Source organism: Paenibacillus sp. VTT E-133291 (assembly GCF_002264395.1).
Taxonomy (GTDB): domain Bacteria; phylum Bacillota; class Bacilli; order Paenibacillales; family Paenibacillaceae; genus Paenibacillus_AQ; species Paenibacillus_AQ nitricinens.
Genome location: NZ_NFVA01000026.1, coordinates 57625 through 72574, shown reverse-complemented (window position 1 = coordinate 72574; position 14950 = coordinate 57625). Strand labels below are relative to the sequence as shown.

General features: G+C 42.4%; 11 protein-coding genes. 1 reads left to right on the top strand and 10 read right to left on the bottom strand.

Annotation, left to right across the window (positions count from 1 at the left end; genetic code table 11):
• The 5 genes from CA598_RS13135 to ilvB form a co-directional block, all read right to left on the bottom strand.
• A partial coding sequence (locus CA598_RS13135; protein WP_094876786.1) for a collagen binding domain-containing protein occupies nucleotides 1-3118 on the bottom strand: 3118 nt, incomplete at its 3' end.
• A 247-nt stretch (nucleotides 3119-3365) separates the two neighbouring features.
• Nucleotides 3366-4907 (bottom strand): 2-isopropylmalate synthase, encoded by a 1542-nt coding sequence (locus tag CA598_RS13130; protein ID WP_094876785.1) that lies wholly within the window; start codon nucleotides 4905-4907, stop codon nucleotides 3366-3368.
• 100 nt (nucleotides 4908-5007) lie between these two features.
• A complete protein-coding gene (gene ilvC, locus CA598_RS13125) occupies nucleotides 5008-6000 on the bottom strand; it encodes a ketol-acid reductoisomerase (RefSeq protein ID WP_094876784.1) in 993 nt (330 codons plus the stop codon).
• 177 nt (nucleotides 6001-6177) lie between these two features.
• Nucleotides 6178-6666, bottom strand: coding sequence for an acetolactate synthase small subunit (gene ilvN, locus CA598_RS13120; protein WP_170880323.1), 489 nt, complete (start codon nucleotides 6664-6666; stop codon nucleotides 6178-6180).
• A complete protein-coding gene (gene ilvB, locus CA598_RS13115) occupies nucleotides 6663-8405 on the bottom strand; it encodes a biosynthetic-type acetolactate synthase large subunit (protein WP_042125091.1) in 1743 nt (580 codons plus the stop codon). The genes ilvN and ilvB overlap by 4 nt, the downstream gene beginning before the upstream one ends.
• A gap of 590 nt (nucleotides 8406-8995) precedes the next feature.
• On the opposite strand from ilvB, the gene CA598_RS13110 reads away from it, so the two are divergent.
• Complete coding sequence (locus CA598_RS13110; RefSeq protein WP_042125089.1) at nucleotides 8996-9442, top strand: GNAT family N-acetyltransferase; 447 nt, start codon at nucleotides 8996-8998, stop codon at nucleotides 9440-9442.
• A gap of 22 nt (nucleotides 9443-9464) precedes the next feature.
• On the opposite strand, the gene CA598_RS13105 is transcribed toward CA598_RS13110, so the two are convergent.
• The 5 genes from CA598_RS13105 to CA598_RS13085 all read right to left on the bottom strand — a co-directional run bounded on the left by CA598_RS13105 (nucleotide 9465) and on the right by CA598_RS13085 (nucleotide 14810).
• The gene (locus CA598_RS13105) at nucleotides 9465-9806 is read right to left on the bottom strand and encodes a hypothetical protein (protein WP_094876783.1); all 342 of its coding nucleotides are present in this window, start codon (nucleotides 9804-9806) and stop codon (nucleotides 9465-9467) included.
• 200 nt (nucleotides 9807-10006) lie between these two features.
• Nucleotides 10007-10963 carry an ABC transporter permease gene (locus CA598_RS13100; protein ID WP_094876782.1) on the bottom strand — a complete coding sequence of 319 codons (957 nt, stop codon included), beginning with the start codon at nucleotides 10961-10963 and terminating at the stop codon, nucleotides 10007-10009.
• Nucleotides 10964-12037, bottom strand: coding sequence for an ABC transporter permease (locus CA598_RS13095; RefSeq protein WP_042125082.1), 1074 nt, complete (start codon nucleotides 12035-12037; stop codon nucleotides 10964-10966). It lies immediately after the preceding gene.
• Nucleotides 12030-13568: an ABC transporter ATP-binding protein gene (locus CA598_RS13090; protein WP_094869939.1), complete on the bottom strand. Its 1539-nt coding sequence runs from the start codon at nucleotides 13566-13568 to the stop codon at nucleotides 12030-12032. The genes CA598_RS13095 and CA598_RS13090 overlap by 8 nt, the downstream gene beginning before the upstream one ends.
• 186 nt (nucleotides 13569-13754) lie before the next feature.
• Nucleotides 13755-14810: a BMP family lipoprotein gene (locus CA598_RS13085; protein ID WP_094869938.1), complete on the bottom strand. Its 1056-nt coding sequence runs from the start codon at nucleotides 14808-14810 to the stop codon at nucleotides 13755-13757.
• Between the last annotated feature and the right edge of the window lie 140 nt (nucleotides 14811-14950).

Sequence of the window (14950 nt, the reverse complement as noted above, 5' to 3'; positions counted from 1 at the left end):
TTGGTGCTGTTGTTGGTGCTGTTGTTGGCGTCACTATCTTTTGATTCGTTACAGTCATATCTGTAACTGTTGTTGAACTAAATTTAACCTCATATTTATTTGAATCCTTGATATATCCAATAGGTGCCGTTTTTTCTTGCAAGAAGTATTTACCAGGCCGGAGATCTTTAAATACTGTTTTACCGTCTTTATCTGTCGGAATAGATGTGCTAAATAAAACCTCTTCCGATCCAGACACGCGATATAAATTGAAGATAGCTCCTTCAAGAACTTTACTATTATCTGCTGCATCTACTTTCTTGACAGCTAATTCTTTTCTAGTCCCTTGTCCAATGCCACTGGAATCCGAAAATACTACAGTTACACTTGAATCTTTGGATTGAGTTCCTATTTGGGATCCATTACCACTAAATTTAACGGAGTTACTAATCTTCCCATTATTTTTTGCCTCTAAAATTATGGAATCATACTTCAAAATAAAAGGCTTCTCAATCGTGTGATTGAACTTCAAAATGAATTGTTCTGCACCTGTCTTGTCATCTTTTGAAAATTCAAGAGTATAATCCTTGTCCGCTCCTTGTGTAAGTGCTGGACCTGATTCACTAACCTCACCTTTCGCAGAAATAGTTGTCGGCAGCAAACGGAATGACTCCGGCAAGAACATCTGATTAGCGTCCGGATTATCCGTGATTTGTGCATCTTCCACAAGAGATTGATTATAGTTGATCTTTAAAGTCCAATTAAGCTTTGTCTCATTTTTAGGATCCTGAACCCCTGTCTTGGTAACATACTGATCGTTTTTACCGCCGTATGGTATGTTAACTTCACTTTTCAAATCTTTGGATACAGGCACACCATTGTCAGACAGCTTCGCTGTATTCTTAATCTTTTCATTCTCAACCACTTGATCTTTTAAGCTGGTGGTGAATTTTATCAAATAAGGTTTAGCGATTTTATCATTAAAGCTTATTTTCAACAATTTAGTCGTTTTATTGTAATCTACAGAATATAGTTTGGGATTGGAGCTACTAGTAACAGTAACTTCTTTTCCTACTTTAGGGTTACCACTGCTTTCAATCGAAAGCTCATAAACTTTTATTGATTCCTCGATCAACTGTTGTTTATCTTCTAAGGTATCAACAAGCACAGCCTTATCAAGCTCTTTGCTGTTGTAGTTAATCCCTATTTCCCAAGCAATCTCCTTGGTTTGAGCGTCATAGGAACCGTTTTTGTAACCATTATCCTTCACTCTTGAATCAGGATCGAATGTACTCTCAACAGTGATAGTTTTCGTATCTGTAGGTTTGGACGGGTCATTCCATTCAATAGTAGCTCTGTTCAAAAATTTCACTTCATTCTTAACCCAATCATATACAGTCCCATTACTATTCTTCAGCCAATCATTATTGAAATACGTTTTATAAGCAATCGTATAAGTCTTATCAATAGGTGATTTGAATTTTATGGTAAAACCTTCTGTAGGTTTTGAATCATCAAGAGTATACAAGGAGGGGTCCACTATTTTACCAGTATCATCTTTAATAACAAAACCAACTTTAGTAAATTCCAAACCTTTGTTAGGGAAGATATCCTTAATCGCTACATTATCCATGACTTTTTTATCACTATTAATTTTTATCGTCCAGCTCACAGTTTTATCAGCATAGTTAGCCTGTCCAACCCACTTGGAGATAATATCTTGATTAAGTGTCCTGTCCGCAGTGCCCTTATAAACATCATTAACTACAGTAGTGACTGTATTCTCAACCTTTGTTGCCTTTTCGATCCGATCAATCGCCCGGGTCTGATACTCAATTCTGTAAGCATTCGAAATATTATTATTAAATGATAATTCGAAATTTTTCAGCCCTGCTTTCGGAGTTAAAGTATTCTCAGATACTGTGTAGTCATTCACTAACACTTTATCAGGATTATCTTTGGATTTAGTGAAATCTACTTTAAATACCTTCATAGAGCCAGGTACAAACACTTGAGAGTCCGAATAATAATCACTCAATTTGGCATCTGCTTTAGAGATTGAACGCTCCCCGTAATTATAATTAATCGCCCAATAAGTGTCCTGTGTCACGGATTTATAATCGAGATCAAATTTCTTCAATAATACTCCACGCTCAATAGATACACTTGCATCATCTGAAAAAGGCCCTGTATTAGTACCCTTAAAAGTTGCCGTATTTACAAAAGTGATTTTAGTATCATCAATAACATCCGTAACGTATTCAATACGGTATGCTTCCGTAATTGGTGTAATACTATCAGGAGTAATAAACTTCACCTCTAAGGTGTTCCCCACTAGACTTGCAGAATATTGACTATTGTTTAAAGGAGCACCCGGCGATACAGCACCGCCGCTTAACGCTACATTAAGTTTACTGACCTTAACATCACTTATATTAGTTAAAGCTAAACCCGTAGGGATTACATCAGTTACAACTGCTCCATATACACTATCCATAACCTTGTTTACATCAACAGTCCATTTTATCTGTTTGGCATTAAAATTCCCTTGATTAGTGCCTACCGCAACTCCATTTTTCTCAATAGTAGATTTAACCTCAGGTTTAAATCGGACTGTAATCTCTTGCTCTGCACCTCCATTTATCGGAAACTTAATCGTATGGGGGACAGTGTCCGTAAACTTCGTTGTGTCGAAACGAGTCTCCACTTCAATTGCACCTTTAACATCGAAATATTCTCCGACTTCACCGGTGAATGTTAAGATAACTTTGTTAGGGTTCCCTTTAATAATGTCGTAATGCCCCAGCACTTCGCCGTCAATCATAATCTTTTTATTCAAAAAGTCTTTCTCGAGCACAAACCCCTCTGGTAGTTCAAATGTAAAAGTATCACCTGCAGCGTAATTATTTCCGTCTGGAACCGACCAATTATAGTTCAACTTCACAGTGGAGCTCAACTTGTAAACAGAATCTGTGACCTGTACCCCATTCTCATATACAGACATCGTCACACTTGTAATGATATTAGTACTTTTCTCAATCGCCTCTGCTCTTACCTGAGAATCGAAACCAAAAGCATTGAAAAACTGTGTACCAAGAAGTATTACTACCATCCATAAACCAATTCTCTTTTTCCACATAAAACGAAAGACCTCCTTCTTCCTATAAAAGTACTTACTCGACTTTTTCTAAGTTGTTTGTTCTGCTAGTACTTCAACAATCTCCCTTCGATTGTAAGTTACCGACATGAACAATTTCTGAACAGATCTGAAATTTCGTCAGAATTCGATAAATCAGCATTATTTTGGAGCAAAAAAAATCCTGACAGCGAACTCACTGTCAGGGCTTCATCTAAGTAATTATAAATTTATGCACAATAATTTTAACTTATAGACTAGCGTGATCACGTTTGGTGTAAGTTTTACGCTTCTCCAGAAGCTTGTTAAGTGCATCGATATAAGCGCGGGCACTCGCCTCTAGAATATCGGTGCTAAGGCCACGGCCCTGTGCAGCGACTTCACCCTGCGACAGTACTACATGAACCTCACCCTGTGCATCTTTACCACGGGAGACGGATTTAATGGAATAATCCCCAAGGGTAACTTCCTCACCCGTGGCTTTATCAATAGCATTGTAGATGGCATCTACCGAACCATTACCTTCTGCCTCTGCTACAATAGGCTCCGCTTCCGGACCATCGATAATCACCTTGGCGGCTGGAACAGCTTTATTGCCGTAAGTAACAAAGATCGTCTGCAGCTTAAAGATTTCTGGCGTATCGATTAGTTTCTCTTCAATCAATGCCAAAATATCTTCATCAGACACTTCTTTTTTCTTATCCGCCAAATCCTTGAATCTTGAAAAAGCCGTATTAAGCTCCGCTTCGGATACATCATATCCTAGATCACTTAACTTATCGCGGAAAGCATGGCGTCCAGAGTGCTTACCAAGTACCAGCTTGCTCTCTTTAAGTCCGATGGTCTCCGGTGTCATGATCTCATAAGTGGTTTTCTCTTTCAGCATTCCGTCCTGGTGAATACCCGATTCATGAGCAAATGCATTAGCTCCTACAATCGCCTTATTCCCTGGGACTACCATACCTGTCAACTTGCTGACCAAACGACTTGTACGAGAAATTTCGGATAACGTTAAAGAAGTTTTTGCGCCAAAAAATTCAGCACGTGTCTCCAGCGCCAATGCCACTTCTTCAATCGCTGTGTTTCCAGCACGTTCACCAATACCGTTAATCGTTCCTTCAATCTGATCTGCACCATTCTGAATCGCGGCTAGCGTATTGGCCGTAGCCATGCCAAGGTCGTTATGACAATGAGCACTAAGCTGTACACGTTCAATATCAGGCACATTTTCTTTTAAGTATTTAAAAATAGCTCCATATTCAGAAGGATTCAGATAACCTACAGTATCCGGGATATTAACAACATTAGCGCCTTCTCGGATAGCCATTCCGACCATTTCAGCCATGAAATCATACTCTGTACGACCTGCGTCTTCTAACGAAAACTCAAGTTTAGGGAAATATTTCTTGGCATATCGGATAGCAGATTGTGCAGTTTCCAGCACCTGAGCTTTATCCATCCGTAGCTTATGCTGGCGGTGAATAGGAGATGTGGCTAGAAAAATATGAATGCAAGGGTCCTGTGCCCCCTGCAATGCTTCTTTTACTGCATCAATATCTGTCTCTCTAGAACGAGAAAGACCGATTACGGTGACGTTCTTTACTGCTCTTGCAACTGCATTTACCGAAGCCAGGTCACCTGGTGAAGCAGCAGGAAAGCCCGCTTCCATGCGGTCAATCCCCAGCTTTTCCAGCTGGTAGGCGATCTCTACTTTTTCACGCGTGTTAAGGTTCACACCCGGCGACTGCTCTCCGTCTCGCAGCGTCGTATCGAACACATAAATTTTCCGCATGCAAAGCACCTCCCAAAGATTGTGCTAAAACCCTCAAATGCGGCTCGCATAGTCACGGCCGCATTTGAAGGTCACACTATTTAATCATAAGTATATATGATTACTTCTTAATCCAGTGCATCATTTCACGCAATTGGCTACCTACAACTTCAACTGGGTGAGCAGCTTCGTTGCGACGAGTAGCTGTAAGGAAAGCACGTCCGGATTGGTTCTCAAGGATGAAGTCGCGAGCGAATTTACCTTCTTGGATATCCGTCAGTACAGCTTTCATTGCTTTTTTAGTATCTTCAGTTACAATGCGAGGACCAGTTACATAGTCACCGTATTCAGCTGTGTTACTGATGGAATCACGCATGCTGGACAATCCGCCTTCATATACCATGTCAACGATCAGCTTCAGTTCATGCAGACATTCGAAGTAAGCCATTTCAGGAGCATAACCTGCTTCAGTCAATGTTTCGAATCCAGCTTTGATCAGTGCAGATACGCCACCGCAAAGTACAGCTTGCTCACCGAACAAGTCAGTTTCGGTTTCTTCACGGAAAGAAGTTTCGATAACCCCTGCACGTGTACAGCCGATTCCTTTTGCATAAGCAAGACCGATTTCTTTAGCTTTTCCAGTTGCATCTTGTTCGATAGCAATCAAGCCAGGAACGCCAAAGCCTTCAACATAAGTACGACGAACCATGTGACCTGGAGATTTTGGTGCTACGAGCAGCACGTCCGCATCTTTAGGAGCAACGATTTGTCCAAAGTGTACGTTAAAGCCGTGGGAGAACAACAAAGCTGCGCCTTTTTTAAGGTTTGGTTCCACTTCATTTTTATATACGGATGCTTGAGTTTCGTCTGGCATTAAGATTTGCACAACATCTGCACGGGATACTGCTTCAGCTACTGGCAATACTTCAAAACCGTCATTTTTTGCAGTTTCGAAAGATTTACCTTCACGAAGACCGATGACAACTTGAAGACCACTGTCACGAAGATTCTGTGCTTGGGCATGTCCTTGGCTACCGTACCCTATTACCGCAATTGTCTTTCCTTTTAATACACTAAGTTCTGCATCCTGTTCATAGTACGTTGTAACTGCCATTGTCAATATCCTCCTTTAATTTGAGACCCATCATAAAGAGCGGGTGCTTCAAGAGAACTGGATTCATACCTTATCAAGCTCCTCTTCAAGCTCCCGCTCTTTAGCGGGAAGTTCATTCATATCATATCAGATTAATGCAATCAAGCAGTAATCCATTAAAGTCGTAAAATATAATACTTAAGAGTTACCACGTACCATAGCCGTAACACCTGTGCGAGAAAGCTCTCTAATTCCATAAGGTTTCAAAAGCTCGATCATTGCATCAATTTTCTGTGTCTCCCCAACTACTTGCACCAGTATAGTGGTGCTGCCGATATCAACCACTGAAGCACGGAAAGTCTCAACTACACCCAAAATTTCCGGACGCTCACTTGGATCAGCATTCACTTTAATGAGAGCGAGCTCGCGTGCAACCATTGGCTTAGCTCCAAGATCAACGACTTTGATAACATCAATTAGCTTATAGAGCTGCTTCTCAATTTGTTCAAGGGTATGCTGGTCGCCAAGAGTAACGATAACCATCCGGGATAATCCAACCTCTTCGGACTGACCTACTGTAATACTCTCAATATTAAATCCGCGGCGACCGAACAAGCCTGACACCCGCTGAAGCACACCTGGCTGGTCATTTACGAGTACAGAAATCGTATGTCTTGTCACTGTTATTCATCCCCCATCAGCATATGATCGATGGTTGAACCTTGAGTTACCATCGGGTAGACATTCTCGTCTTTTGGAACAACGAATTCTACCAATACTGGACCCGGTGTTTCCAGAGCTTTCTGCCATGCATCACGTGCTTCTTCCTTATTCGTCGCACGTAGTCCTTTCACACCATAGGCCTCAGCAAGCTTAACGAAATCCGGACTACCTGCAAGGTCTGTATAGCTATAACGTTTGTCATAGATAAGATTCTGCCATTGGCGAACCATTCCAAGCACTTGGTTATTAATAACAACGATTTTGACAGGTATATTGTTAATCGCACAAATCGCCAGCTCTTGGGAACACATTTGCATACCGCCATCCCCGTTAATCGATACTACCAACCGTTCAGGATGTGCCATTTGCGCACCGATAGCTGATGGGAATCCGAAGCCCATCGTTCCAAGACCACCTGAAGTAATCCATGAGCGCGGATGATTGAACTTGTAATATTGTGCTGCCCACATTTGATGCTGGCCAACGTCCGTAGTAACAATCGCTTCCCCATTAGTGGTGTCATTAATCATTTCAATAACCCATTGTGGTTTAAGCTCGGTCTCCGAATCTTTATACCGAAGTGGCTGATCAAGCTTTGACTGCGCGATATGCGTTCTCCAAGCATCAGCCTTAGATGCACGCCCAACCTCAGGAATCAGCATTTCCAGTACAGTTTTCACATCTCCTACAATCGGAATATCAGGTGATACATTCTTTCCTATTTCTGCAGGGTCGATATCGATATGCACGATCTTGGCTTTTGGCGCGAAGCCGTCCAGCCTACCCGTAACACGGTCATCAAAGCGAGCACCAATATTAATGAGCAAATCGCATTGCTGAATTGCATTATTTGCGGTATATGTGCCATGCATCCCTGGCATTCCCATCCAAAGCTCTTCAGCACTTGGGAAGGCTCCGAGTCCCAGCAAGGTTGTAGTTATTGGAATCTCTGTCCGTTTCACGAATTCGAACATAGCCTCATGTGCTCCGGAGTAGATAACTCCACCACCTGCAATGATAATCGGACGTTCAGCAACCTCAATCGCACGAACCAGTTTATCAAGCTGCAGTTTGTTTGGAACTGTACAAGGGTTGTAGCCACGAAGATTTACGGTCTTCACTGGTGTGAACAATGTCTTTGCAGCCGACACATCTTTCGGTATATCAATCAATACTGGACCTTTACGACCGGTATTCGCCACATGGAAAGCTTCATGTATGACGCGAGGGAGATCCTCAACATCTCTTACAAAGTAGCTGTGCTTAGTGATGGGCATCGTGATTCCGGTAATGTCTGCTTCCTGGAAAGCATCTGTACCGATCAGGCTTGAGAAAACATTACCTGTGATTACGACCAATGGAGTAGAGTCCATATATGCTGTAGCAATACCTGTTACAAGGTTTGTTGCGCCAGGACCCGAGGTTGCGATACATACCCCTGGTTTGCCACTTGCTCTAGCGTAACCGTCAGCTGCATGAATCGCACCTTGCTCATGACGTGTTAACACGTGATTGAAATCCGTAAAACCGTACAATGCATCATAGATGTACAAAACAGCTCCACCTGGATATCCGAATACTGTGTCTACACCCTCCAATACAAGGCTGCGGAGTAGTATTTCCGAACCGGTAATAACTTCCGGCTCCATCCATTTTTCTTTTAGCTGCTCTGTAGACCGTAATTCCGGTATTTGCGCGCTCATCAGTATTCCTCCTCCGATATTTAACATTCATTATGCAAATGACGGACCGTCCTCTATACATCAGCAAATAGTTATTTATAAAACAAAAAAACCTTCCGCCTCCCACGCACAGTATTAGCGCGTGAGGGACGAAAGGTTGATCTTCCGTGGTACCACCCATGTTTGCATTACATCTCGCGATGCAACACCTTATCAGGTATACAAAAATCCATCGATGTAGGCAAGGGCCCTAATCTCTGTAACCTGAAGTCCGTAACGCGGACTAAACGATTCCCCCTAATAATTCCACCACTCTAGCCAGTGGACCTTTCAGGGAAACAGCTCCGAGGTGAGCTCGTATATAAGGGATTCCGGTGGAGGTTGCAGCAAATCCTCACACTCTCTGAGCAAAAGAGCCCTTAAAACTTCGTCCTCATCATTGCCGATACATGTATGTTCGTTAAAATGTTTAGACACATTATATGATTCCTAACACGGATAGTCAATACCCATATTTTTAAAATTGTCACAACTCCTGCTTCTACCCTCTCGGAACGCCTGCCCTTCTCCCAACATATGATGTACGACAATGCGTGGAAAGGGGACGCTCTATGATTCGTTATCGTCGACCGAAGCAGGATGACGTTGTTATTTTTGATTTAATCGAGCGACAGCTCGTTCCATTATCTCATCTGCCGCAAACTGAAATCACTAAAATCAAAAAGGATTTGCCCCGTCGTCTGGGACACGGAATCACCCTTGTCACCTGTCCCGACTATGAAAGCGATCCAAACGGGTTTGTCCATTTTTTGTTGCATGGGGATTTACTCTACATCGATATGCTAGCCATTGCACCAGATGCTCGGCGAAAACACTTGGGAAATATGCTCATGGATCGAGCAGAAAGATTTGCACTTTCTCGCGGTTGTCATCGTTCTAAGGTATCCGTCGACCTAGGGAATGCAGCAGCGCTAGCCTTTTATCGAAAATTGGGCTACAGCGTAGCCCGTTATCAATCGCTAAGTTTTTGTTACGAGCTTGAGAAACGATTCTCCTAGCCAAAGCAGCACTTATCGGAACTTAAAAGAATCCAAAAGGTGGATATGGTGTGCCTCCGTACCCATAACCTCCATAAGGAGTTCCATATCCGTAACCGCCACCATAAGGTGTAGCTCCGCCATAGCCACCGCCATAACCTCCACCATAAGCATAAGGGGCAGTACCAACGGCGAGCAAATCAAACAACACTAATGGAATGATTGCTTTGGTTTGTACTTTTTTACCACTTACACGTTGCAAAATAAGACGATTTCCTGATACACGAAGCAGTTTTCCAGTAACCTGTGTGCCATCTTTTTTCATAGCGATGATCTGTTTGCCAATGAGCCTCATAACCTGCTTTTTCGTAACTGGTTTAGTCATAATATCCCCTCCAAAAAGTTTTGCAAACCTCTGATTTCCACCATCTTCAATACAGTTTATTCGCACAAAAGAACCTTCGCCTGTACACTTGCCCTCTCCTCTTATGTTTATCCATATCGACCCTAACCAAAAAAGCCGCATTTCCGGAAAAAGTCCGGAAATGCGGCTTCGTAATGATATAAGTAAAAAATCGAAAAGATCTAGCGTTTACCAGGATCGTAAGGCTGACCTAATGCCTTAGGAGCAGCGGAACGACCTACAGCAGCTACAAGCACAATGACTGTCAATACATAAGGGATCATAAAGATGAACTCTTGTGGGATATCTTTTGACCACTCAAACAATTGAACATAGTTACGAATCGCTTGGGAGAATCCGAAGAATACCGCAGCACCAAAGGCACCGAGCGGATTCCATTTACCAAAGATCATCGCTGCAATCGCGATAAAACCTTGACCAGAAATCGTATTATGGCCAAAAGTTCCGGTTGTAGTTAGAGTGATTGTAGCGCCACCGATACCAGCCATCAATCCACTAAGCATTACACCGATATATCTCATCCGGTTAACCTTGACACCTAAGGTGTCTGCAGCACTAGGATGCTCACCTACTGCACGTAAACGCAGTCCAAATGGCGTTTTAAACAAAACGAAATAAATAACGATAACCAGCACGATGGCTAGATAAGTGGTCGGATAGGAATTGAATATCCCTTCACCGATCACTGGAATCTTGGAGAGTCCAGGAATTGCAACTTTGTTAAATCCATCGATTAGCGGAGTTTCAGCAGATCCATCAAATAGCAGCTTTACCATGTAAAGTGTACTACCTGCGGCTAAAAAGTTAATAACCGTACCACTGATCGTCTGATCTGATTTAAAGGTAATAGATGCAACCGCATGAATCAGTGAACCAAGTACTCCGACGGCCATAGCACATAGTACGCCAATCCAAGGAGCCCATTCACCCATTCCTGCATCTTGAGCATAATAACCACCTACTGCTGCTGCAAACGCACCAAACATCATCAAACCTTCAAGTCCAATATTTACGACACCAGAGCGTTCAGAGAAGATGCCGCCAAGTGAGGCAAAAATAAGCGCTGTGGAAAAAACAAGCGTTGTATTAAGCAGTTGACCTAACGTCTGCAGATCCATCTATAACACCTTCTCTTTCTTGCGCTTGAAGTAAAAGGGCTTAAGCACCCAGCGTACAATCCCTTGTGCCGCAATAAAGAATATGATTGAACCTATAACGATACGAATAAGTTCCGGAGGAACATCTGCAGCAAAACTCATTCCCGCAGAACCATAAGTCAACGTACCATAGAGAATCGCAGCTAGAACAACACCAAGTGGATGTGTTAAACCAAGAAGAGCTACTGCGATACCATCAAATCCATATCCTGGTGATGCCGCGAACACAGATTGATAATGGAATACACCCAGTACCTCTCCTGCTCCAGCCAACCCTGCAAACACTCCGCTTATGAACATTGCCTTTACAACGTTACGGCCAACATTCATACCTGCGTACTCGGCAGCATGAGGATTGTAACCAACAGCACGCATTTCATATCCTTGCTTAGTCTTCCATAAGTAGACATAGAAGAATACTGCTGCAGCAAGGGCGATAGCTGTTCCCCAGTGCAGACGTGCATTGTCAAATAACGAATTCAAGAATGTCATAGAAAGAGAAGCTGGAATATCCTCGGAACGATTCTGTCCCGGAAGTAATAGAAATGCTCTTACAATATAATTCGACAAGTATAGAGCAACCCAGTTTAACATGATTGTGGTAATAACTTCATTAATCCCACGTTTAGCCTTCAAATAGCCGGCGATACCAGCCCACAGACCTCCACATAACCCAGCTATAATAACAGCAAGCGGAACTAAGATGAATCCTGGCAAGGCTGCAAATTTAATACCCACCACGGTCGCAGCCGTCATACCAATCATCACTTGTCCATCTGCCCCGATATTAAACATCCCTGAACGAAATGCAAAGGCTACGGCTAAACCAGTGAGCATTAATGGCGTCATTTCGCGCACGGCTTCACCAAAGTTGTACAAGTTACCAAATACACGTGAGAACAGTGCGGAGTAAGCAGTTATCGGATCATAACCACCCATAAGCATAACTATTGCTCCCACAAGAAAACCAAGTACGATGGCGACAAGAGGAACGATATAGCTGTCAGTTGTGAAGATTTTTTTGAACTTATTCAACTGCCTTACCTCCCCGCTTCAAGCTGCCTGCCATCATAAGACCCAGTTCCTGGTCATTCGTATCCTGCGGGAACACTTCACCGACAATTTTGCCTTCATAGATAACAGCAATTCTGTCTGATACATTCATAATCTCGTCCAATTCAAACGAAATGAGCAATACAGCTTTTCCTTGGTCACGCTGTGCAATGAGCTGCTTTTGAACAAACTCGATAGCCCCAACATCTAGACCGCGTGTTGGTTGCGCTGCAATAAGTAATGTCGGATCTTTATCTATTTCCCGAGCAATAATCGCTTTCTGTTGATTTCCGCCGGATAAAGAACGTGCTTTGGTCTGAATTGAAGGTGTACGCACATCAAACTGCTCCACAAGACCTTCAGCATACTTATCAATGACATCATTTTGCATAAAGCCGTTTTTGTTATATGGACTCTTATAGTAAGTTTCCAGAACCATATTCTCACTTACTGAGAAGTCAAGCACCAAACCATGCTTATGACGGTCTTCTGGAATATGAGACACATTCATCTCCGTAATCTTGCGCGGGGATAAATTAGCAATCTCGTTCCCGGACACCTGAATAGAACCAGAATCAATTTTACGCAGACCCGTAATGGCCTGAATCAGTTCACTCTGTCCATTGCCATCTACACCGGCTATTCCGAGAATTTCTCCGGCTTTCACATCAAAGCTAAGACCGTCGAGCACCGAGACACCATCTTTACTCTTACTGTTCACATCCTTCAGCTCGAGTACAGTTTCACCAACCTCAGGGGCCTTCTTAGCTACCTTGAAGGTTACGCCGCGTCCAACCATCTTCTCAGCCAGTTCATTCGGATTAGTATCTGCGGTATTTACGGTATCGATTACTTTTCCTCGTCTAATAATGGTGACCCGATCAGATATTTGCATAATTTCTTTAAGCTTATGCGTAATCAGGATAATCGATTTTCCCTCTGCAACAAGCCGCTTCATAATCGCCATCAATTCCGTAATTTCTTGAGGCGTAAGTACTGCAGTCGGCTCATCAAATATGAGAATATCCGCTCCGCGGTACAGGGTCTTCATAATTTCTACCCTTTGTTGCATACCAACAGAAATGTCATGAATAACGGCATTTGGATTCACTTGCAGGCCATATTGCTCCGATAGCTTCCGAACCTGTTCCGCAGCGGATTTATAGTCAATTTTAAGACCTTTCTTCGGCTCCATCCCAAGAACAATATTCTCGGTAACCGTAAAAGGCTCCACGAGCTTGAAATGCTGATGCACCATACCAATACCAAGCTCGATCGCTTTATTGGGATTATCAATTACAACCGGTTTCCCGTCGATTTCAATACTTCCTTCATCCGGTTGATACAATCCAAAAACGATATTCATTAAGGTTGATTTACCTGCACCATTCTCACCAAGCAGTGCAAGAATCTCACCCTTCTTTAACGTCAAACTAATGGAATCGTTAGCAACAATACCGGGAAATCGTTTTGTGATTTGCTTCAACTCTACGACAGGAGCCGCAGCACTCATGGAATCACCCTCATCACAGAATATATAACTACCATGTAGACACGGATGTACCGCCCTTTTCAAGACGGTATAACTGTGTCTAACTTATCATAACCAGTGCTTTAACAAGGAATAAGGCCAGCGCATAACCGGCCTTATTCCTTGTTGCTTATTTCTTATTGTGATCCGATAAATAAAAGGGAGATCTTACTCGGTAGGAACTGTAATTGTTCCATCAATGATTTGTTTTTTGAAATCTTCAACTTTAGCCAAAATCTCTTCAGAAACGTTAACTTTAGATGTATCAGAGATACCTACACCATTGTCTTTCAAACCAAGAACAGTTGTAGTACCACCTTTGAAAGTACCATCGATTACTTCTTTGGAAACCTTCTTAACAGCTTCGTCAACACGTTTGATCATGGAAGTCAAAGTTACGTCTGTACCAAATTCAATGGATTGGTCTTTGTCTACACCGATAACCCATACTTTAGCACCGCCAGCTTTGTTACGGGATTTAGCTTCGTTGAAGACGCCATTTCCTGTTGCACCAGCAGCAGGGAAGATGATGTCATTACCATCGTTATACAATGTAGCTGCAAGGGATTTACCAGTATCCGGTTTGTCGTATGCACCTGCATAAGTAATAGTAACTTTTGCATCAGGTTTAACTGCCGCAACACCAGCTTTGAATCCTACTTCAAAACGTTTGATTACCGGGCTTTCCATACCGCCAATAAAAGCTACTTTGTTAGTTTTTGTAGTCAAACCAGCAACCACACCAACCAAGAAGGAACCTTCATTCTCAGAGAAAGTAACGGATGCTACGTTAGGAGCCTCTACTACGCTATCGATAATTGCCAAGTTAGCGTTGGCGTTCTCACCAGCAACTTTCTTAATTGCGTCGCCAAGATCAAAACCAATACCCCAAGTCAAGTTATAGCCATCCTTAACGAATTGGTTAAGGTTTGGCTCATAGTCAGCATTGGATTTACTTTGCAAATATTTAACGGAAGAACCTGTTTCTTTTTCAAGAGCTTGTAGTGCTTCCCATGCGGATTGGTTAAACGATTTATCGTTTACGCCACCGATGTCAGTAACCATACCAAATTTGAAATCAGATTTTGCGGCATTTGTTCCGCCATTTGTTCCTGCATTCGTCTCGCCATTTGCAGCATTCTTAGCGTTGTTGTTTCCACAACCAGCCAAAACAACTGTTAATGCCAGCATCATTACAAGAGATAGTTTGAAGACTTTTTTCATTGAATGTGATCCCCCTTAAAATATTGGATGTCATCTGTGTTCTACTTGGACATTCCATAGATCAAATTATAACTGCAATAAAATCTAAAATCCAGTCCATAAATGACCTCAGGTCAATAATTATTTGTACTTTTTCGTAA